Below are 26,487 nucleotides of genomic sequence, written 5' to 3'. Positions count from 1 at the left end.
GTTTACTGCTGTTGCACCGAGATAACCGGCGCAGGTGTCGGCGACACCAGCACTTTCGCGTGCATCTGCTCTGACCCGCCGCCCCGACGCATGCCCCGCACCGGGCAGGCGTCGAGGTAATCCAGGCCCACCGCCAATTTCAAGTGTCGTTCCGGCCGCGCCAGTTCATTGGTCACGTCAAAGCTGTACCAGGCGTCATCGATCCAGGCTTCGGCCCAGGCGTGACTGGCCAGGTGTTCGCAATCCTCGCTGTACAGATAACCCGACACATAGCGCGACGGCACACCGAGGCTGCGCGCACAGGCCAGAAATGCGTGGGCGTGGTCCTGGCAAACACCCGCACGTCCGGCGAAGGCCTCGGCGGCGCTGGTGTCGACCTCGGTGGAACCCGGCGTGTAGGTCATGTGCTGGTTCAGCCCATGCATCAGGTCAATCAATGCGTTGCGGTCCCGTCGTTGTTTGCAGGACTTCTCGGCGAACGCCCGCAGCGCCTCGTCAGCCTCGGTCAGCCGGGTGAAACGCAGGAACGGCAGCGCCGACTGGCTCTCATGCTCCGCTTCGCGCAATTCGTCGATATCAACCTGCCCACGGGCACCGATGATGATCGCTTCGTGGGGCTCGTCCATGGTCAGCACATGCAGGATGTTGCCGAACGGATCGAGCTGGGCCCGCACCGGGCGCGGCAGGTCGAGCTGCCAGCTCAGCACATGCTGACGCTCGCTGTCGTGGGGTGTCAGGCGCAGGTACTGGATGCTCGCGCGCACCTGATCTTCGTAGTGATAGGTGGTCTCGTGGCTGATGGAAAGTCTCATGCGGCCTCCAGATAGGAACTGTGAATGGCGTTGCCCAACTGGCGCACCAGCGGGATGAATTCGGTGAGCCAGGCGTGCAGCCCTTCCTCGAGAATCTCTTGAATGCCGGTGTAGCGCAGACGCGCGTCCATTTCCGCCGCCAGCCGTTGCGCGGGACGACCGTTGGCCCCCGGCAGTTGCGCGAGAATCTGGTCGATCTCCTCGGTGCAGGCCCGCAGCGAACGCGGCACATCGGCGCGCAGCAACAACAGTTCGGCGACATGCCGGGCGCCCGGCGCATCGCGATAGATCTCGGTGTAGGCCTCGAACGATGACAGCGCCCGCAACAGCGCACTCCACTGGTAATAGGCGTGGGCGGTGCCATCGCTGACCGCTTCCGCCTGATCGCCGGCCATTTCGTAGCGGGCGTCGAGCAGGCGCAAGGTGTTGTCGGCCCGTTCGATGAACGTGCCCAGGCGAATGAAGCGGAACGCGTCGTTGCGCATGATGGTGCCGTAGGACGCCCCCCGAAACAGGTGCGAACGTTCCTTGATCCACTCGCAGAAGCGACTCATGCCATAACGGCTGAGGCCCTGATTGGCGATCCCGCGGATCTCCAGCCAGGTGGCGTTGATGTTCTCCCACATGTCCGCGGTGATCCGACCGCGCACCGCATGGGCACTGGCCCGCGCCGCGCCAAGGCAGCTGTAGATGCTCGCCGGATTCGCCGCGTCCAGGGCGAAGAAGTGCAGCAAGCGCTCGGCATGCAGTTCGCCGTGGCGTTCCAGGTAATCGTCCAGCGTGCCGGTGATCAGCAGCGGCATCGCCAGTTCGTGCAGACCGTCGCCACGGCCGTCCTGCGGCATCAGCGACAGCGAATAGCTGACATCGAGCATCCGTGCGAGGTTTTCCGCCCGCTCCAGGTAACGCGACATCCAGTACAGATCCGAGGCAGTTCTACTTAACATGGCAGGCTTCCTTCAATCCTCAACCACCCAGGTGTCCTTGGTTCCGCCGCCCTGGGATGAATTCACCACCAGAGAGCCTTCACGCAGGGCCACACGGGTCAAACCGCCGGGCACGACCCGGGTTTCGCGGCCAGACAATACGAACGGGCGCAGGTCGATATGGCGCGGCGCAATGCCGTTTTCGACAAAGGTCGGACAGGTCGACAGCGACAGCGTCGGTTGGGCGATGTACGCGTGGGGCTTGGCTTTGATCCGCTCGCGGAATGCATCGATTTCCGCGGTTGTCGCCGCCGGCCCCACGAGCATTCCGTAACCGCCGGAGCCCTGGGTTTCCTTGACCACCAGATCCGGAAGATTGGCCAGTACATGGGATAGTTCAGACGGATTACGGCATTGCCAGGTCGGCACGTTCTTCAGGATCGGCTCTTCATCGAGGTAGAAACGGATCATCTCGGTGACGAACGGATACACCGACTTGTCGTCCGCCACCCCGGTGCCGATGGCATTGGCCAGCACCACGTTGCCGGAGCGATACGACGACAGCAGGCCCGGCACGCCGAGCATCGAATCCGGGCGGAATGCCAATGGATCAAGAAACGCGTCGTCGAGTCGGCGGTAGATCACGTCCACCGCTTTCGGGCCGTCGGTGGTGCGCATGAAAACCTTGTCGTCGCGCACGAACAGATCCGCGCCCTCCACCAGCTCCACGCCCATTTCCCGGGCCAGGAACGCATGTTCGAAAAACGCGCTGTTGAACCGCCCCGGTGTCAGCACCACGACACTCGGATCGTCGATCGGGCTTGAGCTTTTCAGGGTGTCGAGCAGCAGATTCGGGTAATGGTCGATCGGAGCGATGCGCTGGGCTGCGAACAGTTCAGGGAACAGGCGCATCATCATCTTGCGGTCTTCGAGCATGTAGCTGACGCCGCTGGGCGTGCGCAGGTTGTCCTCGAGCACGTAATAGGTGCCGTCGCCGTCGCGCACCAGATCGACGCCGGAGATGTGCGAATAGATATCGCGGTGCAGATCCAGCCCCTGCATCGCCAACTGGTATTGCTCGTTGGCCAGCACCTGCTCGGCGGGAATGATCCCGGCCTTGATGATGCGTTGCTCGTGATAAAGGTCGGCGAGAAACATGTTCAACGCCTTGACCCGCTGGATGCAGCCGCGCTCGACGATCCGCCACTCGCTGGCGGGTATGCTGCGCGGAATGGTGTCGAAGGGAATCAGACGTTCTGTCCCTTGCTCGTCCCCGTAGAGCGTGAAAGTGATCCCGGCACGATGGAACAGCAGATCGGCCTCGCGTCGCCGCTGGGCTAGCAGTTCGTCAGGCGTTTCCGCCAGCCAGCGGGCAAACTCCCGGTAATGCGGGCGGATCTGGCCGCCGGCATCGTACATTTCATCAAAATAGGTGCGGATCATGCCGTACTCCTTGTCACTCCGGACCTACAGGCCTTCGCAAGGCCCGTGCCATCGGCATAAACGCTTTGATTTCAATCGGTTGGATATTCACGCCACACGCACCGCACCATTCCTGTGCGGCAAATGCCCCAACCTGATCGCCCCCGCCTCATTGCGACGCAGTCCCGTCGCCTATCACCAGCATAGTCAGAGTTGATTTCACTGCCCGGCGCCGGCTGCGGATAATCCGCGCATCCGCTGCAAAACGTCCCTGACGAAGCACGCAGCCCAACTGATCCGGACTGCCCCGGCAGCCCTCCCGGCCGTAACCCTGACCGGTTTCCTCTCCTTCCGGTCTTCCCTTTCAGCCACCTCTTCAGGTGGCTTTTTTTTGCGCCGGATTCTTGTTTCAGGGTTTTGCCATGCAATGTTCAAGCTGCAGAAACGACAACGGCCGACCCGAAGGTCAGCCGTTGCTCGACGTGTTGCGAGGGTGATCAGTTCAAACGATGGCGGTTGCGCACCTCCTGCTTCACGCCCCAACCTTCGATGATGCCGCCCAGAGGCTCGACCACCGCCGAAAAGCCCTGTTCGAAATCGCCGATGTCGTCGTAGGTTGCGTACATCACCTTGCTCAATTCCAGGGACCACGCGCCGTCGTCGCGCGCACTGACCTGGGCATTGATCGATTCACCGCGAAACTTGCCTGCCGCCCTGCGCGCCCGCTCCTCGTCCGGGAAAATGGCGTAGAACTCGATGGGATGGAATCGGGAAAAATCGAAACCGCCTTCTTTCATGCGGCGCAGCACGTTGCTGCTGATGTCTTCTTGATAGGCTGTGCTCATGAACGTCCCCCTCGCATAGATGGATAGACTTTCCGTATTCCCTGCACTGGCCGAACGGCTCAAGCGCTACGGCAACCGTGTTGCCGGCGGGAAACAAGCATGTAGCTGACAAGACCAGACCTTAGCGATCCGTTCGCTGATCTCGCTTGCAGAGTAGCCCCAAGATAGAGCCGCTGCCAAGGCCTGGTGCGTTACGGACAAGAAGTTTTTCAGACGGGAGTGATGCTGCGGATTTCGATGCTGTTCTGGGTCTTCAGGCTTTTGGCGCCTGCATCGGAGGTACGCCCTTCCAGATCATTGAGATCCAGTGCGGCGGCGACAGGAAGGAGTCGTTCCTTGATCAGTCGTGCGGCCTCATCGTCGCTGGGGCATTCCGCACGTTCGAAGACTTCATCGACAATTTCACCGTGATCATCCACGAAAGTGACTTTCCACTTTTGCATTGGAGCCTCCTCGAACAAACCCGCAAATGGGCTTACAACTATCTCGACTTTTGTCAGGAATGATCGTTCAAAAGGTTTACACCGGTGAAACATGAAAAACATTTCATCTGTGGGAGCGAAGTCGCTTGCTCCCACAGTGATGACGGCTGAGTGATCAGTCGTTGCTTGGCTTGTTCACCGCTTGCAGCACGTATTGCGGCAAGGCGAAGGCGCCGATGTGGATTTCCGGGTTGTAGTAACGGGTGACGATGCCGCTGCCGATAAAGCGCTGCTGCAGGGTTTCGCGGCTCAGCTTGCGGTAGGCCGGGTTGGTCGAGCCCCAGGCGAAGGTCATCGAACCGCCGATGTAGGTCGGCACGGCCGCCTGATAGAAGTGCCAGTCCGGGAACAGGCTGCGCAGGCGACCGGCGGTGGTTTTCACTTCTTCGATCTGCATGAACGGCGTGCCGTTCTGGGTCACGAGGATGCCGCCCTCGTTCAGGCAGCGGTGGCAGGCCTGGTAGAAGTTTTCCGAGAACAGCACTTCGCCCGGGCCGATCGGGTCGGTGGAGTCGGAAATGATCACGTCGAACTTTTCAGTGGTGGTCGCGACGAAACGCATGCCGTCATCGATCACCAGGTTCAGGCGTGGATCGTCGTAAGCGCCCTTGGAGTGGTTCGGCAGAAATTCCTTGCACATGTCGACCACGGTGCCGTCGATCTCGACCATGGTGATGTGCTCGACGCTGGCGTGTTTGGTCACTTCGCGCAGCATGCCGCCGTCGCCGCCACCGATGATCAGCACGCGCTTGGCGGTGCCATGGGCAAGGATCGGCACGTGGGTGAGCATTTCGTGGTAGATGAATTCATCGGCTTCGGTGGTCTGGATCACGCCGTCCAGCGCCATCACCCGACCCATGCGCGGGTTCTGGAAGATCACCAGGTGCTGGTGTTCGGTGCGCACTTCGTGCAGCAGTTTTTCCATGCGAAAACGCTGGCCGTAGCCTTCGTAGAGGGTTTCCAGGTATTCGCTGGTCTTGGTGACGGTCATGGTGAAGTGCTCCGATGAATGCGCGGGCGCCAATCGTCAGGTTCGATTGCCCGGGAAAGGCGCGCATTCTACGTTGCCGAAGATGACAGGTCGAACCTCAGTTCATCGGCCCCGCGCAATCCATGGTGCGAACGGTCAGATCCGCACATCGCCCCGCGGCCCGGCGATCGCCCAGATGATCAGGCCCAGCACCGGCAGTAGGATGATCAACAGCACCCAGAGGATTTTCATCCCGGTCTCGGCGCCGCTTTTCAGCACGTTGATGATCGCCCAGATGTCGAGGGCAAGGATGATCAGGCCGATCAGGCCGTTGAACGTGGAACCCATGGTGTCGCTCCAGAATAGTGGCGTGCACTTTTAGGATAGACGGTCGCGCGCAGGGTTCCCTTTTATTGCGTTCAGACGTGAACGGCGACCTTCAAGGCTTCCAGCGATGGCGCGGCGGCGATGCCGACTTCGGCGCACAGCTCCAGCACGCGCGGCACGTCGTTGCCGTAGACCAGCACCATTTGCAGCTCGTCGTCGAGCAACTGGCTGAAGTTCATCAGCGTGTAACCGCCGTTTTCCTTGTTCAGGCTGCTCATCTGCACCTGAATGCGGTTAAGCGCGGTCAGCGCCTCAGTCTTGGCCAGTTGCTTGGGCTTGAGGTTGAACTCCACACCCGGGCCGAACGAAGCCACGATCTGCGCGAACAGGTCAACATAGGTGTCAGCCTGAAACAGCACGGTCTCCGGCAGACTGCCGACCACGACCCACTCGCCCAACGGAATCGGGAAGGTGTCGTCGTAGTTGATGTCCGGATTGGCGGTCAGAAAAGCGTCGGCATCGGCGTAGGCCTGTGCGGCTTCATCGGCGACTTTCTGGATCTCGTCTTCGCCCATGCAGCCGGAGCTGATTTTGCTGATGAGTTCGGCGAGTGCGGCTTTCATGGGGGCAGGTCCTGTGGCTTGAGGAATTTCGAGGGCGCGAAGGATAGCGTATTCTCGCCCTCGCCACAGAGCCGGCTGCGGACCGACGGTGTCAGCCCAGCAGTTTTTCCAGCTGCGCAGTGGTGTCCACAGCGCCCATGGTGCGGGCCGCGTCCAGCGCGGTGATGCCGTTGGCGTCCTTGGCCTTCGGGTCGGCGCCCTGGTCGATCAGGAAGTCGACGATTTCAACGCGGTTGAACATCGCCGCCATCATCAGCGCCGTGCGGCCATCGAACGATGCGCCTTCAATCTGCGCGCCACCGGCCACCAACGCCTTGACCACCGCCAGATCACCCTTGAACGCCGCGCCGGCAATCGGGCTCTGGCCGTTGCCATTGCGTTGTTCCGGGTCCGCCTTGTGCTTGAGCAGCACTTGCACCGCGTCCACATGTCCGTAGTAACTGGCGAGCATCAACAGAGTGTCGCCCTTGCTGTTGGTCAGGTTCACCGGCAGACCGGCCGTGATCAGGCGATCCAGCATCACCGCATCGCCTTCGCGCGCCTTGTTGAATACCTGCTCGGTGAATTCGGCAGCTTCTTCGGGGGTCATCTGGCGGCTTTGGTCGGACATGGGGCAACTCCACTTTCGGTCAATCGGAAAGCCACTAGTTTCCCGAGCACGGCGATAGCTGTCACCCCCTTTTTTCCAAGCATCGCGATAGCCAATATCAATAACGGAACTTGCCTGCCTGTATGTCCGCAAGGATTTCATCCGTGACCTGCACATAGGTTTCGGTGCCCGGCAGCCAGGCATAGATCGGATCATCGCCCGTCAGGCCGGGATCGAAGCCTTCGTTTTTCAGGCGCGTCTTCTGATATTTGAAGGTGCCGGTGGTTTCCATCTTCACCTTGACCCGCAGGAACAGCGGCACCGCATAGGCCGGCATGCGCTGGCGGGCGAAGGCCAGCAGCTCGGTGAAGTCCAGCGTCGCCAGAGATTCGGCCGGGGTGATCGCCGCCATGCCGGCGCGACCATTAGTGTTGGGGATTTCCACGCCATAGGCCACGGCTTCGGAAATGTGCGGATGCTGGAGCAGCAGGTTCTCGACCTCGGTGGTCGAGACGTTCTCGCCCTTCCAGCGGTAGGTGTCGCCGAGGCGATCGACAAACTGCGCATGGCCGAAACCGATGTTGCGCAACAGATCACCGGTATTGAAGAAGCGGTCGCCCTTGGTGAACACGTCTTGCAGCACGACTTTCGCGGTTTTCTGCGGATCGGTGTAGCCGTCCAGCGGCGCCTTGTCGTCGATTCGCGCCAGCAACAGGCCGCGCTCGCCCCGGCCGACCTTGCGCATGAAGCCGTCGCCACCGCGAATCGGCTCGCCGCTGTCCTGATCGTAGGCGACCAGTTCCCAGGCCATCAGCGAGAAGCCGATGGTGTTGTCGAAATTGAGAATGTTGGTGAAACCGATATTGCCGTCGCTGGCCGCGTACAGTTCGCAGATGTGATCCACCGCAAACCGGGTCTTGAACTCGGCCCAGGCACCGGGCCGCAAACCGTTGCCGATCATCTTGCGCACGTCATGGCGGCTGTCATCGCTGCTGACCGGTTGATCCACCAGATAACGGCACAACTCGCCGACGTAGCCGATGGTGGTGGCGCGGTAGCGGCGTACGTCGTTCCAGAACTGGCGGGCGCTGAACTTGCGGCGAATCGCGAAACCCGACGCGCCATTGACCGCCGAACCCCAGCACACGCAAAGCCCGGTGGCGTGATAAAGCGGCAAGGTGCAATAGACGATGTCGTCCGGGCGCATGTCGAGGGCTATCATGCCGAAGCTCGCCGAGCTGCGCATCCAGCGTCCGTGCTTGAACACCCCGGCCTTGGGCAAGCCGGTGGTGCCGGAGGTGTAGATGTAGAAGCACGGGTCATCGAAAAAAATCTGCCGGCTGCTGGCCGGGTTGTCGCCCGGTGCGTCGGCACTGGCGCTGATCAGGTTGATGTAACCCTCTGGAGCGATGCCCGGATGGCTGAAAGTATCCTGATCGGCGACGAACCAGACGCGCGCTGTCGGAATCGACACTTCCTCGCGCACAGCCGCGAAGGCTGGCAGCAACTCCTCGCCGACGACAATCGCCACCGGCGCCACCAGATTGATGCTGTGGATCAGCGTGTCGCGGGTCTGCGAGGTATTGAGCAGCGCGCTGACGGCACCGACCTTGGCCAGCGCCAGAATCGTTACCAGCAGTTCCGGGCGGTTTTCGATGAACACCGCTACCACATCGCCTTTGCCGATGCCCTGCCCGATCAGATAGTGGGCGATGCGGTTGGCCCACTGGTTGACCTGTGAATAACTCAGCACCACGTCGCCGGACAGCAGCGCGGGGCCTTCGGGATTGCGCAGGGTCGCTTGCTCGAATGTCCAGCCCAGGCCACAGGTTTGGGTCGGATCCTTGACGTTGGCCACCTTCATGCCTTTCACCACCCGAGGGATGGCTTTGGCGATCATCGGCAGTTTGCGGAGCATCATGCCCCAGGTAATCGTGTCGCTAGGCGCGTGACTCATGGCAGCTCCCGTTCGGCCTTGACGTGCAGGCCGGATTTTTATTGTCGGGCAATCGGGTGAGGCAACCGGCGCTTCTCGAGCGAGGGTCGAGGCCGAAAATACGTCAGGGCTTCTCGGGCTGTACACGCGGTTTTTGCAATGTTTTGTATCCGCCTGCGATACAAGGCGAAACGTGATTGCGGCCGCAGGGAATGGTTCCATCGGATCGACTGCGATCCCGCAAAATGCAGGATGCACGATGGCCATTCATGCAGATTGCACGACAAGCTGAATTTGCAAAATTTTTAACTTATTGATTTATAAGGGATTTACAAAAACAAAATACTGGCACAATCGCTGCAACCTTCTCCGCATGCTTGCCATTCAAGTGCATACGGAGCTGAAAGACATGAGCCTGATCCAAGAAAAATTTACCTCCCTGTTCTCCAACTTCGACGTCACCACCCAACCGCGCCCCGATGGCGGGATCCTGCTGACGCTCAAGAGTGCCGACGGCAAAGTGTTCAAACGTGCGCTCACCTATCAGCAATTGCATACCGCCGACCAACTGTCGTGGGCGATCAGCGCGATTCGCCGTGACCTGGCGGAACAGGCCAGTGAGCTGCCGCAGATCGGCATGCTGCAAAGCCAGCAGCGTTTTGCCCTGCCGACCTATCACTCGATGTAATTCGAACGCCGCATAAACAAACAGGCCGTGGAGCTTTCGCTTCACGGCCTGTTTTTTTGCGCGTCGATTGTGTGGAGTCAGAACGCTTCCGGTTCGATCCCGGTAAAGCTGTCGACCGTTACATGGCCTTCCAGCTCTCCGCCTTCACGGGCCAACCCGCAGGTCTGCAGGCCGGCGGCCTGGGCGGCGTCGAGTTCCTGCACGATGTCGGACAGGAACAGGATTTCCTGCGGCTCGACCCCGATGGCCTGCTGGATATTGCTGTAGGACTGCGCTTCGCGTTTGGGGCCCGACGTGGTGTCGAAGTAGCCACTGAACAGCGGCGTCAGATCCCCGGCTTCCGAGCAGCCGAAAATCAGCTTCTGCGCCTGGATCGAGCCGGACGAGTAAACAAACAGTTGATACCCGGCCTGATGCCAGCGCTGGAGCGCTTCGACAGCGTCCGGGTAAACATGCCCCTTCAACTGCCCGGCCTGATAACCCTGCTCCCAGACCATCCCTTGTAACGCTTTGAGCGGTGTGGCTTTGCGGTCTTCGGCGATCCAGCTCAACAGAATCTCGACCACACGTTCGACATCCGCTTGCAGCTCATTACTGTCGCGGCGCACGGCGTCCAGTTGTTCGCCGACGTCGGCGCGCTGGGCGTTCTGGCGAACGAAATCCGGCAGGTGCTTCGCCGCATACGGGAACAGCACGTCGAACACAAAACTCACCGCACTGGTGGTGCCTTCGATATCGGTGAGGATGACCTTGATCGACATCGACTCAGTCCTCCAGACGCGGGAAGCGACCGGCGATGTCTTCGCCGGTGAAATTGGCAACCCAGCCTTCAGGGTTGTTGAACAGGCGGATCGCGACAAAGTGCGGGTTCTCGCCCATGTCGAACCAGTGTTTGGTGCCCGCCGGCACCGAAATCAGATCGTTCTTCTCGCACAGCACGGCGTAGACGTAATCGTCGATGTGCAGGGTAAACAGGCCACGGCCGGCAACGAAAAAGCGTACTTCGTCTTCACCATGGCGATGTTCTTCTAGGAACTTGGCGCGCAACTCGGCTTTTTGCGGGTGATCGCTGTTGAGGCTGACCACATCGACGGTGATGTAACCGCGCTCGGTCATCAGCTTGTCGATCTGCTCTTTATAGGCGCCGATCACTTCTTCCTGGCTGGCACCGGGCTGGATCTTCGCGGCGGCTTGCCAGCGGTCGAAACGCACGCCCTGCTCGGCCAGGGTCGAGGCGATATCTTCGAAATGGGTCAGCACCTTGTTCGGAATCTCAGGGCTGGAAACGTGATAGACGGACAGGCTGCTCATGGGGGCAATTCCTCGGTATCGGCCTTGCCGTCCGGTTCTTCGAGACCGGTCGGGCACTGCATTCATCAGGCAAATGGGCTGGTTCTGGTGACGTCAGCCTTGGCGGTTCATGACACTGCGGGTCTTCAACTCGCATTCAAACAGGAATTCAAAGGCCTCGATCTGGCGCAACGCGTCGCTCATCTGCGCGCCCCAGGTGTAGAGACCGTGGCCGCGAATCAGATAACCGACGCAATCGGGATGGGCGTCGAGCCAAGGCTGCACCTTGGCGGCGAGGCGCGCAATGTCCTGATCGTTGTCGAAGATCGGCACCCGCACCCGGGATTCGTGGGTCGAAATGCCGCTGAAGGCTTTTTGCAACTCGTAGTCTTCGAACTCGATGAAGTCTTCGGGCGTCAGGCGCGACAGCACCGTGGCATTCACCGAGTGGGTGTGCAGCACCGCGCCGATCTCCGGACGCCAGCTATAGAGCTGGGTGTGCAGCAGGGTTTCGGCGGACGGCTTTTTGCCCGGTTCCAGACTGTTGCCGGACAGGTCGGTGGCGAGCACGTCGTCCAGGCCCAACTGGCCCTTGTGCTTGCCGGACACGGTCAGCAGCGCTTCGCTCGGCGACAGGCGCGTCGAATAGTTACTGCTGGTGGCCGGCGACCAGCCGCGACCATAAAGAAAACGCCCGGCATCGACGATTTGCTGGGCAAGCTGTTCACGGGTAAGGCTCATGGCCTGTCCTCTTGCATACGTGTGGCAATGATAACGGCAGCAGCGAGCGCTGCGAGACTGGCAATACTAAAGGTCAATGTCGCGCCGAGGGCATTCCAGCTGTAGCCGGAATACAACGCACCGAGCGCACCGCCGGTGCCGGCCAGCGCCGCGTACAACGCCTGGCCCTGCCCTTGCTGACGAGCACCGAAGCTACGTTGCACGAACTGGATGGCAGCGGCATGAAAGCTGCCGAACGTCGCAGCGTGCAACACCTGGGCAAACAGCAGCGCCCAGAGGAATTCGGCGAACGAACCTAGCAGCAACCAGCGCAGCGCCGCCAGCAGAAAACTCGCCATCAGCACGCGACGCAGGGAAAAACGCGCGAGGATCCGGCTCATCGCCATGAACATCAGCACTTCCGCCACCACGCCGACCGCCCAGAGCATGCCAATCACGCCTCGGCTGTAACCCAGTCGCTCGAGGTGCAAGGTCAGGAAGGTGTAATACGGCCCGTGGCTCATCTGCATCAGCGCCACGCAACCGTAGAACGCCAGTACCCCGGGACTGCGCAACTGTTGGAGAAAACCCTCGCCCGTCGGCCGGTTGCCCTGAGGCGGCTGGGCGTTCGGCACCCACAGACTGCTGAGCACAATGCCGGCCATGATCAACACCAGCGCCGCCGGGTAGATGTCGAGGCTGAGCCATTCGAACAATCGCCCGAGCGCGACCACGGTGATGATAAAACCGATGGAGCCCCACAGCCGGATCTGGCTGTAACGGGAGGTCTGGCCTTGCAGATGCGCGAGGGTAATGACTTCGAACTGCGGCAACACCGCGTGCCAGAAGAACGCATGCAACGCCATGACCATTGCCAGCCAGGCGTAGGTCTTGCTGACGAAAATCAGTGAGAAGGTCAGCAGCGTGCACACTGCGCCGAAGCGCACGATGGCCAGGCGTTTGCCGGTGTAGTCGCCGAGCCAGCCCCAGATGTTCGGCGCCACGCAGCGCATCAGCATCGGGATCGCCACCAGCTCGCCGATACGTGCGGCGCTGAATCCGAGGTGATCGAAGTACAGCGCCAGAAACGGCGCCGTCGAGCCGAGCAAGGCGAAATAGAACAGATAGAAACTGGACAGCCGCCAGTACGGGAGCGCCGCCACGGTCAGACCGCGGCGGCTGTGAGTTGAGCCATCAGAGCTGGCCCAGAACCGGGGTGTTCACGCGCACATCGGCGTTCTGGCCACGGTGACGCAGCAGGTGATCCATCAGCACGATGGCCATCATCGCCTCGGCAATCGGTGTGGCGCGGATGCCGACGCACGGATCGTGACGGCCCTTGGTGATAACTTCCGCTGGGTTGCCATGAATGTCGATCGAACGGCCCGGCGTGGTGATGCTCGACGTCGGCTTCAACGCCAGATGGGCGACGATCGGTTGACCGGATGAGATACCGCCGAGAATGCCGCCAGCGTTGTTGCTGAGGAAACCTTCCGGAGTCATTTCATCGCGGTGCTCGGTGCCACGCTGGGCGACCGAGGCGAAACCGGCGCCGATTTCCACGCCTTTGACCGCATTGATGCTCATCAGCGCGTGGGCCAGTTCGGCGTCGAGACGGTCGAAGATCGGCTCGCCCAAGCCCGGCATCACACCTTCGGCGACCACAGTGATCTTGGCCCCGACCGAGTCCTGATCGCGGCGCAGCTGGTCCATGTAGGCTTCCAGTTCCGGAACCTTGTCCGGGTCCGGGCTGAAGAAGGCGTTCTGCTCCACCGATTCCCAGGTCTTGAACGGAATTTCGATCGGACCAAGCTGGCTCATGTAGCCGCGAATGACGATGCCCTGGGTCGCCAGGTATTTCTTGGCAATCGCACCGGCCGCCACGCGCATCGCAGTTTCCCGCGCCGAGCTGCGACCGCCGCCGCGGTAATCGCGCTCGCCGTATTTGTGGTGGTAGGTGTAGTCGGCATGGGCCGGACGGAACAAATCCTTGATTGCCGAGTAATCCTTGGACTTCTGGTCGGTGTTGCGGATCAGCAGGCCGATGGAGCAGCCGGTGGTGCGGCCCTCGAACACGCCGGAGAGGATTTCGACTTCGTCCGCTTCCTGGCGCTGGGTGGTGTGGCGGCTGGTGCCCGGCTTGCGGCGATCGAGGTCGCGTTGCAGGTCCTCAAGGGAAATCTCCAGGCCCGGCGGGCAGCCGTCGACAATGGCGACCAACGCCGGACCATGGCTTTCGCCCGCGGTGGTGACAGTGAACAACTTGCCGTAGGTATTGCCGGACATGCAGAACGCTCCGTGAAATCAAACCCAAATTCATGATGCGCGCCAGTATACGCAGGCTAACCGAGTAGTTCATCCTCGAACCTTGGCGGTGTTGGTGAGTCCAACCGGCACCTTTGCAAATGATGGCGTGATGATGCTGCGAGTTTTGATCTTGAGCCTTACCCTGTTTACTGGCTTCGTCCAGGCAACTGTCCTGCAACGTCCGGTGACTCTGGACACCGGCAGCGGCGAACTTTTCGGCTCGCTGTTGCTGCCAAAGTCTGACAATCCGGTGCCGGTTGTCCTCATTCTTTCTGGCTCGGGTCCTACGGATCGTGACGGAAACAACCCCGACGGCGGGCGCAACGACAGCCTCAAGCGGCTGGCCTGGGTGCTGGCCAAACACAATATCGCCAGCGTACGTTTCGACAAGCGCGGGGTGGCCGCGAGCCTGGCCGCGACGCCGGATGAGCGCAATCTGTCGGTGGACGCCTATGTCGCGGACGCCGTGGCCTGGGGCCAGAAGCTCAAGGCTGACCCGCGTTTCGGTCCGTTGATCCTGCTCGGCCACAGCGAGGGGGCGCTGATCGCCAGCCTGGCCGCACCGAAAGTCGACGCCGCTGCGGTCATTTCGCTGTCCGGCACCGCCCGGCCGATCGATCAGGTTTTGCGCCGGCAACTGGCCCGCAGCCTTCCACCGCCGTTGATGCAGCGCAGCAATGAACTGCTCGACAGCCTCAAGGCCGGCCACACCGACGACAATGTGCCAGCGCCGTTGCAGGCGATTTTCCGCCCGAGCGTGCAGCCGTATCTGATTTCGCTGTTCCGGCAGGATCCGTCCGCCGCCTTCGCCCAACTGAAAATGCCGGCCCTGATCGTCCAGGGCAGCAACGACATTCAGGTTCAGGTCGATGACGCCAACCTGCTCAAGGCGGCAAAACCCGATGCGACCCTGGCATTGATCGAAGGGATGAACCACGTGATGCGCATTGTGCCCAACGACGTGAAGCGGCAAGTGGCCTCCTACAAAGACCCGAATCTGCCCCTGGCGTCGGAACTGGGCACCCGGATCCTCGAATTTATTGACGGACTTCGCACCCGTTAAGGTCTTTTCACCCTCCAGTCCTGAAAAAAACGGCCGATAAGCCTTTGTCGCCAGCGTACCGGCTGGCGACAAGCAGCTTGGACAGGATCTCGCCGTTATGACTGATACCCAGACTTCACCCGACACCACCGCTGAAAAAGACGCACTGCCAGCGGTCGAGCTGCCATGGGCGGATGTCCACGTCGAGCACCACAAGATGCTCCGCCTGGCGCCGTTGCAGACCGACCGCAACACTGGCGGGCGGCCGTTGCGCTTTGTCGAATTCGGTTATGCCGAGCGCAACAGCAAAGAACACAGCCTGATGCGCATGGCGATCAAACTGCCCGCGCAGCGCGTGCGCAAGGAACAGAATCAGCTCGATGTTTGGGTCGACCACAAGACCAAACGCGTGCATTTCGGCCCGGACAGCGGCTTGCAGATCGAACCGCTGAACCGTGGCATCGGCCGCTTCATGGCCGCCCAGGGCATCAACTGGGCGAAAAAACGCTGGCCCACCTACACCGTCGACGGCATGGACTTGAACAACAAGGACGCGCTGAACGAAGACACACGCCTGCGCCGCGATCACTTTCTGCGGGTGCATGGCTTTGACGTGGTTTACGCCGACGCCCAGCATTTGAAGGGCAGCGTCAAGGAAGTCCAGGTCGGTGACTTGCTGGGCGACTGGAACAGCGAAAAACTGCAGATCGTCGAGATTCTCGAGGCCGCGCAGATGTTGCAGCAGGCCGAGCAGAACCTGGCCGAGCAGGAAGTGAAGCTGAAGAAACAGGAAGACAAGGTCAGCAAGTTCAAGCGTGAAGACGCCGGGCTGCGCTTCACTATTACGTGTCTGGTGGCGTTTGCGGTGTTCCAGGCGGGTTTGCTGATCTGGATTGCCACGCACCGCTGAGCCAATGATCGTTCCCACCGAGGTGGGAACGATCAATTCAGGTCAGACGCGGGAAGCGAACAGCGCCTGATGATCGCGGCATTGTTCGGCGGTCAGCATGAACACGCCATGCCCGCCGCGCTGGAATTCCAGCCAGGCGAAATCGACTTCCGGGTACAGCGCTTCGACGTGTACCTGGCTGTTGCCCACCTCGACAATCAGCAACCCCTTCTCCGTCAGATGATCCGCCGCTTCGGCGAGCATCCGGCGCACCAGGTTCAAACCGTCATCGCCGCAGGCCAGGCCCAGTTCAGGCTCGTGCTGGTATTCGTCCGGCATATCGGCGAAATCTTCCGCATCGACGTAGGGCGGGTTCGACACGATCAGGTCGAAACGTTGACCCGGCAGACCGTCAAAACCATCACCCTGCACAGTGAACACACGCTCATCAACGCCATGACGCTCGATGTTCTGGTTCGCCACTTCCAACGCTTCGAACGACAGATCCGCCAGCACCACTTCGGCGTTCTGGAACTCGTAGGCGCAAGCAATGCCGATGCAACCAGAGCCGGTGCACAAGTCGAGAATCCGCGCCGGTTCGTCGCCGATCCACGGTGCAAAACGGTTTTCGATCAACTCGCCAATCGGCGAACGCGGAATCAGCACGCGCTCATCGACGATGAACGACATGCCGCAGAACCACGCTTCGCCCAGCAGGTAGGCAGTCGGAATGCGTTCTTCGATGCGGCGCTTGAGCAGGCGTTGCAGGTTGACCAGTTCGTCGTCTTCCAGCGCGCAGTCCAGATAACTGTCGGCGATTTCCCATGGCAGGTGCAAGGCACCGAGCACTAGCTGCCGGGCTTCGTCCCAGGCATTGTCGGTGCCATGGCCGAAAAACAGATCCTCCCCATGGAAGCGGCTGACGGCCCAACGGATGTGGTCGCGCAGGGTACGAAGTCGGGAAGTGATCACGGGGCAGAACTCCAGAAAAAACGACTGGCGATTCTACCAGCCAAAACGCGCCACGACGACGCAGGAAAAATCCCGGGGCGACGGTAGGAGTGTTCCGAATTCCTTATCAGCTATTGAACAGAACGTGTAACTTGACGAGGCTGCAGGCCAGTAACGACGGTGCCTACGATCGTAGCGATTCACAGAACCGCTCAGCCAGAGGACAATGTCGCAAAAGCCCCACCCCAAGGAGCCCCAGAATGTCCGTTCCAAAAACGATGTTTCAACTCAGCGGTCGCGGTTACGCAGCGGCCACGTTGAGCCATGCCACCGTGGTCATCATCGATGCCCAGAAAGAGTACCTCAGCGGCCCGCTGGCCCTGAGCGGCATGGACGCGGCTGTCGCGAACATCAAACAACTGGTTGCCGCCGCCCGCGCGGCCGGCCGTCCGATCGTGCATGTGCGCCACCTCGGCACCGTCGGCGGTCTGTTCGACCCGCAAGGCGAACGCGGCGAATTCATCCCCGGTCTGGAACCCCAGGGTGATGAAACCATCATCGGCAAACTGCTGCCGAGCGCTTTCCACGGCACCGAACTCTACGATCGTCTGCAAACCCTCGGTTCGCTCGACCTGATCGTCTGCGGTTTCATGAGCCACTCCAGTGTCAGCACTACCGTGCGTGCCGCGAAAAACCTGGGTTTCCGTTGCACCCTGGTCGAAGACGCCTGCGCCACCCGGGACCTGCCGTTCAAGGGCCGCGTGCTCAGTGCCGAACAGGTTCAGGAGGCGGAAATGGCGATCATGGCCGACAACTTCGCCACCCTCGCGCTGACCAATGACCTGATCTGATCGACCGCCAATGAGCGGCCCGGCCCGCCGCTCATCCGCAAAAGCCTCGCATTTGCTTCAATTACCCTAGCCTCAGGAACAACCCGGTCAACTCCCGGTCGAAGGGCCGATACCCATTGAGGAAGGTCGGAATGAAGTTATCCGATGGATTTGACGCACGCCGCTTGCGGCCCAAAGGCCAAAGCAACTGGCGTTTTCGTTTCGGCGCAGCGATCGCCGCCATCCTGGCGACGTTCGGCGTGCTGCTGGCACTGGCCGGGGCTGCCAGCCTGCTGGGGCACCCACCGGCACTCGGCGACTTGAACGCAACCCCGATGGGTTCGGCGATCATTCTCGCTGTCGGCCTGTTGTTCCTGTATTTCGGCGTGGCCCTGTGGCGCCGTTGCCGGCGTCGCGCACGGCAATCGCGGGAGCTGAACATGTCCCCGCACCTGATGAAAAAACACGACTGAATCGACGGCCTGGCTTTTTGCCGGGCCGTTTTGTGTCTGTTTGGGTAAACTGGCCGCCCTTCGCGGAGGCTGATATGCAAGACGACGATTTTTCCCTGTTCAAAAGTGCGATCCAAGGCGTCAAGCCGATCAAGCACGACCGCGCCGACACCGGCAAACCCAAGGCTGACCGTGCACAGATCGCCAAGCTGCGCCAGTCCGCCACCATCCGTACCGAAACCACCACCGTTGATGGTCTGTCCGATCAGTTCGTGATCGACGTCGGTCCCGAAGACGAGCTGATGTGGGCCCGCGACGGCGTGCAGGAAAGCCAGATGCGCAAGCTCAAAGTCGGGCAGATCCCGTTCGAAGGCAGCCTCGACCTGCACGGCATGAGCGTCGAAAAAGCCCGCGAAACCCTGTGGGCCTTTCTCGCCGAAGCGACCAAATTCGAAATCCGCTGCGTACGCGTCACCCACGGCAAGGCTGTGCGTCTGGACGGCAAGCGGCCGATGATCAAAAGCCACGTCAACACCTGGCTGCGCCAGCATGCGCAAGTGCTCGGTTTCTGCTCGTGCCAGGCGAAACACGGCGGCGCCGGCGCGGTTTACGTGATGCTCAAACGCACCATGATGGAAGGCCGCGACGAATAATCCCGTTACACCGAACTTGCAGGGTTGTGTCCGCCACCGTACCCTTGCCCTTTGCGAAAATCCCCACAGGTAGTTTCATGTCCCTGGAACAGAATTACACCGCGATTCTCGGCCAACTGGGCGAGGACGTCTCCCGCGAGGGCCTGCTCGACACGCCAAAGCGTGCCGCCAAAGCCATGCAGTACCTCTGCCGCGGTTATGAACAGACGCTCGAAGAGGTCACCAACGGTGCCCTGTTCAGCTCCGACAACAGCGAAATGGTGCTGGTCAAGGACATCGAGCTGTACTCGTTGTGCGAACACCACCTGCTGCCGTTCATCGGCAAGGCCCACGTCGCGTATATCCCGAGCGGCAAAGTGCTGGGCCTGTCGAAGGTCGCGCGGATCGTCGACATGTACGCCCGCCGCTTGCAGATCCAGGAAAACCTCAGCCGCCAGATCGCCGATGCGGTCCAGCAGGTCACCGGCGCGCTGGGCGTGGCCGTGGTGATCGAGGCCAAGCACATGTGCATGATGATGCGCGGTGTGGAGAAGCAGAATTCGTCGATGATCACTTCGGTGATGCTCGGTGAGTTCCGCGAAAACGCAGCGACTCGCAGCGAGTTTCTCAGCCTGATCAAGTAATTCGTGACACAAAAAAAACCGGCGTTGATCGTCGGTTTTTTTTTCGTCCGTGAAAAATCGGGTAAGCTGCGCGCCTTCTTCAATGTCCCTGTGAGGCTTGTAACGTGTTCGTCAAAGCGCTTCGTGTCGGCCTCGGCCAACTGATCATCTTCGTTGATTTCCTGACCCGCCCGGGCAAGAAGCAGCGCCCCGCCGCTGCCCAGGCCCAGGTTGACGCCGCCGCCAAGGACCTGACCCTGTATCAGTTCCACGCTTGCCCGTTCTGCGTGAAGACCCGCCGCAGCCTGCGTCGCCTGAACGTTCCGGTAGCCCTGAAGGATGCGAAGAACAACGAGCAGGATCGCCAGACCCTGCTGGAACAGGGTGGCAAGATCAAGGTGCCGTGCTTGCGCATCGAAGAGAACGGCCAGACCACCTGGATGTATGAGTCCAACACCATCATCGAATATCTGAACAAGCGGTTCGCCGCGGTCTGACTCAAAAAAACCGGCCTGATGGCCGGTTTTTTTATGCGGCCTGGGCGGCCTGTGCCTGGCGCACCACCGCTGCCAGACGTTTGAGGCCTTCGTCCAGACGAGCCGGATCGATGTGACTGAAGTTCAGGCGCAGATGGCCGTGGTTGCGGTCCGGGTCGGGGAAAAACGGCTCGCCCGGCATGAACGCCACATCGTTGGCCAGCGCGGTGTTCAGCAGCGTGCGCGTATCCAGCGGTTGCTTCAGGGTCAGCCAGAAAAACAGTCCGCCCTGCGGCGTGTTCCAGTCCGCCAGGTCGGAGAAATGCGTTTCCAGCGCCGTTTGAAACGCATCGCGGCGCTGGCGGTAGAAGCCGCGCAATTCACTCAAGTGCTGCTGATATTTCTCACTGCCGATCCATTGCAACGCCTGCCACTGACCGATGCGGTTGGTGTGCAGATCCGCCGATTGTTTGAGTTTGAGCAGGTGCGGAAACAGATCCGGGCTGGCGATCAGGTAACCGACGCGCAGACCCGGCAACAGGGTTTTCGACACGGTGCCTGTGTAGATCCAGCTGGACTTCTTCAAACGACCGGCAATCGGTTGGGCGCTGCCGCCGTCGAACGTCAGCTCGCGGTAGGGTTCGTCTTCGATCAGGGTTACGCCGAATTCGTCGAGCAGTGCTGCGACAGCTTCGCGCTTGGCTTCGCTGTAGCGTACGGCGGACGGGTTCTGGAAGGTCGGGATCAGGTAGATGAACGCCGGGCGATGCTGCTCCAGACGCTGACGCAATTGCGCAAGGTTCGGACCGTCAGCCTCCAGCGGCACGGTCAGGCAATCGGCGCCGAACAGCTGGAAAATCTGCAACGCCGCCAGATAAGTCGGCGCTTCGAGCAGGATTTCAGTGCCCTTGTCGATGTACAGCTTGGCCGCCAGATCGAGAGTCTGCTGAGAACCACTGACCACCAGCACCTGACTCGCCTCACACGGCAAACCCAGCGCCCTCGCCTCTGCCGCCAGCGCTTCGCGCAATGCCGGCTCACCTTCGCTCATACCGTACTGGCCGAGAGACAGCGGCATGTCGGCCCATTGAACCTTCGGCAGCATCGCTTCAGCCGGTAAACCGCCGGCGAACGACATTACTTCCGGGCGCTGGGCCGCAGCAAGGATTTCACGGATCAGAGAACTTTTGAGACGCGAGACACGTTCGGAAAAAGCCATGGAAGTCACCGCTAGCGAGGCATGAGAAAAATGAGTCAAACTTGTTGACTGAAATTACGACAGCCTCAGCGGAAACGTCAATATGCTTGACCTTAAAAACTGCACCAGCCAACAGCAAGCCATGGAAGCGTTCTTCTTCGGTTATCAGGCGTTCACAGCCAAGGCTGACGAAATGCTTGAGCGTCGCGGCCTGTCCCGAGTGCATCAGCGCATCGTGTTTTTCATCGCCCGCTACCCGAACCTGAGCGTCAAGGAATTGCTCGCGCTGCTCGGCGTCAGCAAGCAGGCGCTGAACATGCCGTTGAGGCAACTGCAGGAAATGCATCTGGTGGACAGCGTGGCGTCGGAGACCGACAAGCGTAAACGCCTGCTGGAACTGACCGTTGAAGGCGCGAAATTTGAACAGGCGCTGCGCCGGGAACAGGTGAAATTGCTCGAACGCGTCTTTGCCGAAGCCGGCGAGACGGCGGTAAACGGCTGGCTGGCGGTGAATCTGGCGTTGGGAACCAACCGCTCGAACGAGTGATATAGCTCGGTCACCAGTATTTTCGTCTACAAAACCAAAAACAATATTTGCTTTATTTGTACACAAAAGCATAATCCACAGCGTGCGAGTTCCTGACCGCATGGTCAACAAATTCGCGTATGCCTCAAAGGGCCGCTGCCACCCCCTCATAGGGTCCGGCCCTGGAAATAACAATAAAACTCTTGAGGAGTACTCGCTGTGGAAAGCCGCAAATCCGAAGCATCGACGCTGGAACTCTCGCCGCCGTTACGCAATGGCCTGCTTGAGCGCCTCTTTAAACTCAGCTTGCATGGCACCACGGTGAAGACCGAGCTGATCGCTGGTCTGACAACCTTCATCACCATGGCCTACATCATCTTCGTCAACCCGAACATCATGGCCGATGCCGGGATCGATCACGGTGCGGCCTTCGTCGCCACCTGCATCGCCGCCGCGCTGGGCTGCCTGCTGATGGGCCTGTACGCCAACTGGCCGGTGGGCCTGGCGCCAGGCATGGGCCTCAACGCGTTTTTCACCTACACCGTGGTCGGCACCATGGGCTACAACTGGGAAACCGCCCTCGGTGCGGTGTTTGTCTCGGGCGTGCTGTTCATGATCCTGACCTTTTCGCGGATTCGCGAATGGCTGCTCAACAGCATCCCGGTCAGCCTGCGCTTTGCGATGGGCGCCGGCGTGGGTCTGTTCCTCGGGCTGATCGGCCTGAAAACCGCCGGTATCGTTGTCGACAGCCCGGCCACGCTGATCAAGCTCGGCTCGCTGCGTGAACCCGGCCCGCTGCTTGCCGCCATCTGCTTCCTGATGATCGCGATCCTCAGCTACCACAAAGTGTTCGGCGCGATCCTCATCAGCATCATCACCGTTACACTCGCCGGTTGGGGCATCGGTCTGGTGCACTACGAGGGCATCATGTCCGCCCCGCCAAGCCTGGCGCCGACCTTCATGGCCATGAACATCGCCGGCGTGTTCAACGTCAGCATGATCAGCGTGGTACTGGCCTTCCTCTTCGTGCACATGTTCGACACCGCCGGCACCCTGATGGGCGTCGCCCAGCGCGCCAATCTGGTGGGCGCTGACGGCCGCATCGAGAACCTCTCCCGCGCGATGAAAGCCGACTCCGCTTCCAGCGTTTTCGGTGCAGTGGTCGGTGTTCCGCCGGTCACAAGCTACGTGGAAAGTGCCGCCGGTGTAGCGGCTGGTGGTCGGACTGGTCTTACCGCAGTGACCGTGGGTGTGCTATTTATAGCCGCGATGTTCTTTGCCCCGCTGGCCGGCATGATTCCCGCCTACGCCACCGCCGGCGCGCTGATTTATGTAGCGATGCTGATGATGGGCGGCATGGCGCACATCGAATGGGACGAAGCGACCGACAGCATTCCGGCCATCGTTACCGCGATCATGATGCCGTTGACCTTCTCGGTCGCCGACGGTATCGCGCTGGGCTTCATTACCTATGTCGCGCTGAAGGCCGGCACCGGTAAATACAAAGAGATCTCCGTCAGCCTGTGGGTGCTCTGCGCGATTTTCATCGCCAAGTTCATCTTCTTGTAAGCGTCACGCGGTTTGAGCGTCAAAACAGCCTCACCCTTGCGGGTGGGGCTTTTGCACATTCTTGATAACGATAAAAAGGAGCAAGTGATGAGTCTGGAAACCTGGCTGCTGTTCAGCGGCGCCGCGCTGGTGGTGATCCTGATTCCGGGGCCACTGTCGTTGCTGATGATCAGCAACAGTCTGAATTACGGTCTGCGCCGGTCGTATCCGGCCTTTCTCGGCGGAGTGATCGCATCGATCTGCCTGCTTAGCGCTTCGGCACTGGGGCTGGGCGCCCTGCTGCTGGCGTCGGAGAAACTGTTCAGTGCGCTGAAAATCGTCGGCGCGCTGTACCTGTTCTTCCTTGCCTGGCAGAGCTGGCAGCAATCGCGCCAGCCATCGGTGGGTGCCGAGGTACCGCAAGCAGCGCCGGTTCCGCGATTCCGCGCACTGTTCGGACGGGCCTTCGTATTGGGTGCCAGCAATCCGAAAGACATTCTGTTTTTCGCCGCATTCCTGCCGCAGTTCCTCAGCGCCGAACAACCTTTCCTGCCACAGCTGTTGGTGATGATCGCCACATGGACCGTCCTCGACCTGCTGTGCAAGCTGACCTATGGACTTGGAGCCCACGGCGCAGCGCGTTACCTGCGTAGCGGCAAGGGTCAGAGCTGGTTCAACCGAATCAGCGCCGGATTGTTTGGTGGTGCAGGTGCAGCTTCCTTGCTGAGCAGCCACTGATTTCCGATGGGCATGCCGCCATTTCCCGTCGAAGTGGCGGCACCGGAAACACCGGGTATCAACTGCGCCAGCCAATAGACATATGTACTACACGGGACAGCCCCGGCTTGAAGATGATCGAGCGCACCATCAACTGGATGCACTGAGCAAAACGATCAATGAGCCCGAAAAAGCCGATCCGCCCGAAAACCTCACCTGCTTCAGATCAAAGCACCCCGACTCTCCGCGACACGACGCCTGAAATATCCGTCAGGCAGCCGCTGCATGTCGAATATCAGCAACTCGATCAGGCAGCCACTTCGCATAACGGACAGAGCGATCCGTCCCCCTTCACACCGCCACCACTCCAGATCGCCGATCTACCCGCCGAAACCCATATTGCTCGTATCGAAAACGAGCGTCCGGTCGCCGACTACTTTCTTGCTCCGCGAATCGTCGACAGATTGCCCCAGCCCGATCTACTGACGGGGTTTCGCAAGGCCGGGCCGCACACCTACGTCGACCTGACCGATGGCAGAACCGTTCTGCTCGGCACGGATCTGCAAAGTCGGCTCAGAGCCCGGTTGGCGACCGAACTCTGGGCGTCCGGCCCTCGACTCGAGCAGGTGCCAGGTACCCTGCAATGGCGCGCCGTGGCACCGGAGAGGTCCCTGGACACTGACGCCTCCCGATTGTCTGTCACCCGCATCGCCCTATCCGATGACCGCACGCACGTCACACCCTCCAAACGCCCTCGTATGACCAATGATGGACAACCGAGCGGCGAATCGATCGGCCCGGACCGCACGATTACCGACATCGGTGCACAGCAGATCACAGCGTTTGATACCTTGATCGATCCCTGGAAGACCTGGGGCATTACCGTCCATCATGTTTCACCTGACGACATCAACATCAAAGGGGTCAATTACAAGGCCCTGCCCCGCGGCACCGAGCCCAATCATCCCATTGTCTACGTCAAGCATCCGAACCACATGATCTACGACTATGCGTCGCTGGATCGGACATTGCGGGTCGATTTTCTGCAGCAACCTCGCGGCGCCATTCGTGTTCCTCCCGAACTCCAGTGGGAAATCGATCCGACCCTTCCATTCCAGAGACCGATGAGGGATACCGTCGCGACCTACTTCCCCGAGCTGGCGGACGTCACCCTGCACAACGTCGCCAAACGACAATTCATGCTTGCCAATGGCTCCGAGCTGGCGACCGGCACTGGCCTGACCCTGTTGCGCCAAGCATTCAATGACTGGAAAACCGGCACCGTCAATCCGCGTCCAGAACTGATCGACCCGCTGCTGATGCTCGAATCACTGCCACGCGCCGGATCCAGTATCAACCGCAAGGTCGAGCTGCCCGTTGCCGGCGTGAAAAACGGCCTGCGTCGACTGGACTTCGACCCGGCCCGGTTTCGACAGGAATGGAGCTATTTCATGCCGAGTCAATCGGCGGTCGATATAAAGCGCTTCGCGGCGGGGCTTCTGACACGCAATGGCTACAGCGTTTTCGAGCCCAGCTCTGCGCAAAGCTTCGCGGCGGTGGTCTTCAAGCGCACAGGGCACGATTTCGTTTTTTTCCTCAGCCTGCATCGCATCAAAGGCCGACAGATACATCAGCCGCTGAAGCAGGATCCGAAGGTCTCCAATATCAGGTTGATCGACCAGGTCGGCCTGGACGCCGCGCAAACCGTAGAAGCGGCCCATGCAGTGAACAAGGTGATCTGGCTCAGAGGAGGCGTACAGGCACTCGCCACCTATCCGGATACGTTTTTCATCATCAGGGATGATTACCCCAGACTTTGACGCTTTGCAGACGCGAGGATAAAAAAAGCCCGCAGTGTGAGCGGGCGAAAGACCAAAGAAGCTATATGCGCAGTCGCTTCCCGGCAGGGGCAGCTGCTTGGGGGTCAGCTGCCCCGGTACGTGGAATAGCTGTAAGGCGAGATCAGCAACGGTACGTGGTAGTGATCCTGTTCGGCAGAGATGCCGAACCGCAGCACCACCACGTCCAGGAATGCCGGCTCCGGCAACTGGACGCCGCGGGCGCGGTAGTAATCGCCGGCGTGGAACTGAACCTGATAGACACCGGTACGGTAGTCATCGCCTTGCAGCAGCGGCGCATCGACCCGGCCATCGCTGTTGGTAAGCGCACTGGCGACCAATTCCAGTTGCGAACCTTCAACGCGGTACAGCTCGACCTTGATCGAGCTGCCCGGGCAACCGTGTGCAGCGTCCAAAACGTGTGTTGTCAAACGTCCCATTGATTCTGCGCGCCTGCCTGCGTGGAGCAGTCAGACTTCGCGCCTCCCGAAGTCAGTTGAAAAGGAGACCGCACCGTTTCGGAGCACGAAAAGCTGCGGCGAGCGATTGATTAAGACATTTTTCAAAAAAATTGTACACAATAAAAACGACATTTTTCCTCTCATCCCCGCCGTCCTTCGATTTCCCGGTGATCTGCCCTTGCGCCATGCATTCATTGAACCCCAAGTCCATTAGCTGACTGGTCAGGCAGGTTTCTTGCAGGTTCACGCCATTAGCAGTAAAAGATGACAGCCGGTGAAAAATGCGAAAATTCAGGCTTACAAATTGAGAATAAAGTTGTATACAATCAGCCCATCGCTGTGACGCCAGCCTGTGCAGGCCGTTACA

30 protein-coding genes are annotated in these 26,487 nt (G+C 60.3%); 12 read left to right on the top strand and 18 right to left on the bottom strand.

The window, feature by feature from the left end; genetic code table 11:
* Nucleotides 1–2: 2 nt before the first annotated feature.
* The 10 genes from NH234_RS10030 to NH234_RS09985 all read right to left on the bottom strand — a co-directional run bounded on the left by NH234_RS10030 (nt 3) and on the right by NH234_RS09985 (nt 8,953).
* Complete coding sequence (locus tag NH234_RS10030; protein ID WP_085705298.1) at nt 3–812, bottom strand: transglutaminase family protein; 810 nt, start codon at nt 810–812, stop codon at nt 3–5.
* Nucleotides 809–1,759 carry an alpha-E domain-containing protein gene (locus NH234_RS10025; protein WP_007959974.1) on the bottom strand — a complete coding sequence of 317 codons (951 nt, stop codon included), beginning with the start codon at nt 1,757–1,759 and terminating at the stop codon, nt 809–811. Before NH234_RS10025 ends, NH234_RS10030 begins: the two co-directional genes overlap by 4 nt.
* A gap of 12 nt (nt 1,760–1,771) precedes the next feature.
* Nucleotides 1,772–3,181: a circularly permuted type 2 ATP-grasp protein gene (locus tag NH234_RS10020; RefSeq protein ID WP_039769936.1), complete on the bottom strand. Its 1,410-nt coding sequence runs from the start codon at nt 3,179–3,181 to the stop codon at nt 1,772–1,774.
* A gap of 476 nt (nt 3,182–3,657) precedes the next feature.
* A complete protein-coding gene (locus NH234_RS10015) occupies nt 3,658–4,005 on the bottom strand; it encodes a ribonuclease E inhibitor RraB (RefSeq protein ID WP_007960698.1) in 348 nt (115 codons plus the stop codon).
* A gap of 209 nt (nt 4,006–4,214) precedes the next feature.
* On the bottom strand, nt 4,215–4,448 hold the full coding sequence (locus tag NH234_RS10010; protein ID WP_367256403.1) for a hypothetical protein: 234 nt from the start codon (nt 4,446–4,448) through the stop codon (nt 4,215–4,217).
* A gap of 154 nt (nt 4,449–4,602) precedes the next feature.
* The gene (speE, locus tag NH234_RS10005) at nt 4,603–5,478 is read right to left on the bottom strand and encodes a polyamine aminopropyltransferase (RefSeq protein WP_085690505.1); all 876 of its coding nucleotides are present in this window, start codon (nt 5,476–5,478) and stop codon (nt 4,603–4,605) included.
* Between the two features lie 135 nt (nt 5,479–5,613).
* Nucleotides 5,614–5,805, bottom strand: a complete 192-nt coding sequence (locus tag NH234_RS10000) for a PLDc N-terminal domain-containing protein (protein ID WP_367256402.1) — start codon at nt 5,803–5,805, stop codon at nt 5,614–5,616.
* 71 nt (nt 5,806–5,876) lie between these two features.
* A complete protein-coding gene (locus NH234_RS09995) occupies nt 5,877–6,407 on the bottom strand; it encodes a hypothetical protein (protein WP_085732360.1) in 531 nt (176 codons plus the stop codon).
* A 91-nt stretch (nt 6,408–6,498) separates the two neighbouring features.
* Entirely contained in the window at nt 6,499–7,017 is a 519-nt protein-coding gene (locus NH234_RS09990) for an ankyrin repeat domain-containing protein (RefSeq protein WP_085608799.1), read from the bottom strand.
* Between the two features lie 97 nt (nt 7,018–7,114).
* Nucleotides 7,115–8,953, bottom strand: a complete 1,839-nt coding sequence (locus NH234_RS09985; protein ID WP_367256401.1) for a long-chain-acyl-CoA synthetase — start codon at nt 8,951–8,953, stop codon at nt 7,115–7,117.
* Nucleotides 8,954–9,341: 388 nt separating this feature from the next.
* Between NH234_RS09985 and NH234_RS09980 the strand changes: the two genes are divergently transcribed.
* Nucleotides 9,342–9,620, top strand: coding sequence for a DUF3509 domain-containing protein (locus tag NH234_RS09980; RefSeq protein WP_085732358.1), 279 nt, complete (start codon nt 9,342–9,344; stop codon nt 9,618–9,620).
* Between the two features lie 77 nt (nt 9,621–9,697).
* Here NH234_RS09980 and mtnC read toward each other — a convergent pair whose 3' ends face one another.
* The 5 genes from mtnC to aroC all read right to left on the bottom strand — a co-directional run bounded on the left by mtnC (nt 9,698) and on the right by aroC (nt 13,916).
* Nucleotides 9,698–10,381 (bottom strand): acireductone synthase, encoded by a 684-nt coding sequence (gene mtnC / locus NH234_RS09975; protein ID WP_367256399.1) that lies wholly within the window; start codon nt 10,379–10,381, stop codon nt 9,698–9,700.
* A 4-nt stretch (nt 10,382–10,385) separates the two neighbouring features.
* A complete protein-coding gene (locus NH234_RS09970) occupies nt 10,386–10,931 on the bottom strand; it encodes an acireductone dioxygenase (protein ID WP_085710649.1) in 546 nt (181 codons plus the stop codon).
* A 93-nt stretch (nt 10,932–11,024) separates the two neighbouring features.
* On the bottom strand, nt 11,025–11,651 hold the full coding sequence (locus NH234_RS09965; protein WP_085710648.1) for a methylthioribulose 1-phosphate dehydratase: 627 nt from the start codon (nt 11,649–11,651) through the stop codon (nt 11,025–11,027).
* Nucleotides 11,648–12,793, bottom strand: coding sequence for an MFS transporter (locus tag NH234_RS09960; protein WP_085732356.1), 1,146 nt, complete (start codon nt 12,791–12,793; stop codon nt 11,648–11,650). The genes NH234_RS09965 and NH234_RS09960 overlap by 4 nt, the downstream gene beginning before the upstream one ends.
* Nucleotides 12,794–12,824: 31 nt before the next feature.
* Entirely contained in the window at nt 12,825–13,916 is a 1,092-nt protein-coding gene (aroC, locus tag NH234_RS09955; RefSeq protein WP_085732355.1) for a chorismate synthase, read from the bottom strand.
* Nucleotides 13,917–14,046: 130 nt separating this feature from the next.
* Here aroC and NH234_RS09950 point away from each other — a divergent pair, with 130 nt between their 5' ends.
* Together NH234_RS09950 and NH234_RS09945 are read left to right on the top strand one after the other, a co-directional pair.
* Nucleotides 14,047–15,000, top strand: coding sequence for an alpha/beta fold hydrolase (locus tag NH234_RS09950; protein WP_085732354.1), 954 nt, complete (start codon nt 14,047–14,049; stop codon nt 14,998–15,000).
* 97 nt (nt 15,001–15,097) lie between these two features.
* Nucleotides 15,098–15,889 (top strand): hypothetical protein, encoded by a 792-nt coding sequence (locus NH234_RS09945; RefSeq protein WP_085732353.1) that lies wholly within the window; start codon nt 15,098–15,100, stop codon nt 15,887–15,889.
* 42 nt (nt 15,890–15,931) lie between these two features.
* Here the strand turns inward: NH234_RS09945 and prmB are convergent, their stop codons facing one another.
* The gene (gene prmB, locus NH234_RS09940; RefSeq protein WP_085710643.1) at nt 15,932–16,840 is read right to left on the bottom strand and encodes a 50S ribosomal protein L3 N(5)-glutamine methyltransferase; all 909 of its coding nucleotides are present in this window, start codon (nt 16,838–16,840) and stop codon (nt 15,932–15,934) included.
* A gap of 239 nt (nt 16,841–17,079) precedes the next feature.
* Between prmB and NH234_RS09935 the strand changes: the two genes are divergently transcribed.
* The 5 genes from NH234_RS09935 (at nt 17,080) to NH234_RS09915 (ending at nt 19,853) form a co-directional block, all read left to right on the top strand.
* A complete protein-coding gene (locus NH234_RS09935; protein ID WP_085732351.1) occupies nt 17,080–17,670 on the top strand; it encodes a cysteine hydrolase family protein in 591 nt (196 codons plus the stop codon).
* A 131-nt stretch (nt 17,671–17,801) separates the two neighbouring features.
* Nucleotides 17,802–18,122, top strand: coding sequence for a hypothetical protein (locus NH234_RS09930; protein WP_096822944.1), 321 nt, complete (start codon nt 17,802–17,804; stop codon nt 18,120–18,122).
* A gap of 74 nt (nt 18,123–18,196) precedes the next feature.
* Entirely contained in the window at nt 18,197–18,754 is a 558-nt protein-coding gene (locus tag NH234_RS09925; protein ID WP_085732349.1) for a Smr/MutS family protein, read from the top strand.
* A 77-nt stretch (nt 18,755–18,831) separates the two neighbouring features.
* Nucleotides 18,832–19,377 carry a GTP cyclohydrolase I FolE gene (folE, locus tag NH234_RS09920; RefSeq protein ID WP_003204506.1) on the top strand — a complete coding sequence of 182 codons (546 nt, stop codon included), beginning with the start codon at nt 18,832–18,834 and terminating at the stop codon, nt 19,375–19,377.
* Nucleotides 19,378–19,481: 104 nt separating this feature from the next.
* Complete coding sequence (locus NH234_RS09915; RefSeq protein ID WP_007960011.1) at nt 19,482–19,853, top strand: glutathione S-transferase N-terminal domain-containing protein; 372 nt, start codon at nt 19,482–19,484, stop codon at nt 19,851–19,853.
* A 31-nt stretch (nt 19,854–19,884) separates the two neighbouring features.
* On the opposite strand, the gene NH234_RS09910 is transcribed toward NH234_RS09915, so the two are convergent.
* Nucleotides 19,885–21,051 carry a PLP-dependent aminotransferase family protein gene (locus tag NH234_RS09910; RefSeq protein WP_085732348.1) on the bottom strand — a complete coding sequence of 389 codons (1,167 nt, stop codon included), beginning with the start codon at nt 21,049–21,051 and terminating at the stop codon, nt 19,885–19,887.
* An 82-nt stretch (nt 21,052–21,133) separates the two neighbouring features.
* Here NH234_RS09910 and NH234_RS09905 point away from each other — a divergent pair, with 82 nt between their 5' ends.
* The 4 genes from NH234_RS09905 (at nt 21,134) to NH234_RS09890 (ending at nt 25,641) form a co-directional block, all read left to right on the top strand.
* Entirely contained in the window at nt 21,134–21,577 is a 444-nt protein-coding gene (locus NH234_RS09905; RefSeq protein ID WP_085732347.1) for a MarR family transcriptional regulator, read from the top strand.
* 198 nt (nt 21,578–21,775) lie between these two features.
* Nucleotides 21,776–23,125 carry an NCS2 family permease gene (locus tag NH234_RS09900; RefSeq protein ID WP_085732346.1) on the top strand — a complete coding sequence of 450 codons (1,350 nt, stop codon included), beginning with the start codon at nt 21,776–21,778 and terminating at the stop codon, nt 23,123–23,125.
* A gap of 87 nt (nt 23,126–23,212) precedes the next feature.
* Nucleotides 23,213–23,842 (top strand): LysE family translocator, encoded by a 630-nt coding sequence (locus NH234_RS09895; protein ID WP_085732345.1) that lies wholly within the window; start codon nt 23,213–23,215, stop codon nt 23,840–23,842.
* Between the two features lie 158 nt (nt 23,843–24,000).
* Complete coding sequence (locus NH234_RS09890; protein ID WP_367256398.1) at nt 24,001–25,641, top strand: hypothetical protein; 1,641 nt, start codon at nt 24,001–24,003, stop codon at nt 25,639–25,641.
* A gap of 104 nt (nt 25,642–25,745) precedes the next feature.
* On the opposite strand, the gene uraH is transcribed toward NH234_RS09890, so the two are convergent.
* Entirely contained in the window at nt 25,746–26,099 is a 354-nt protein-coding gene (gene uraH / locus NH234_RS09885) for a hydroxyisourate hydrolase (RefSeq protein ID WP_115077097.1), read from the bottom strand.
* Between the last annotated feature and the right edge of the window lie 388 nt (nt 26,100–26,487).

Source organism: Pseudomonas sp. stari2 (assembly GCF_040760005.1).
Classification (GTDB): Bacteria; Pseudomonadota; Gammaproteobacteria; order Pseudomonadales; family Pseudomonadaceae; genus Aquipseudomonas.
This window is presented reverse-complemented; position numbering and strand designations above follow the sequence as displayed.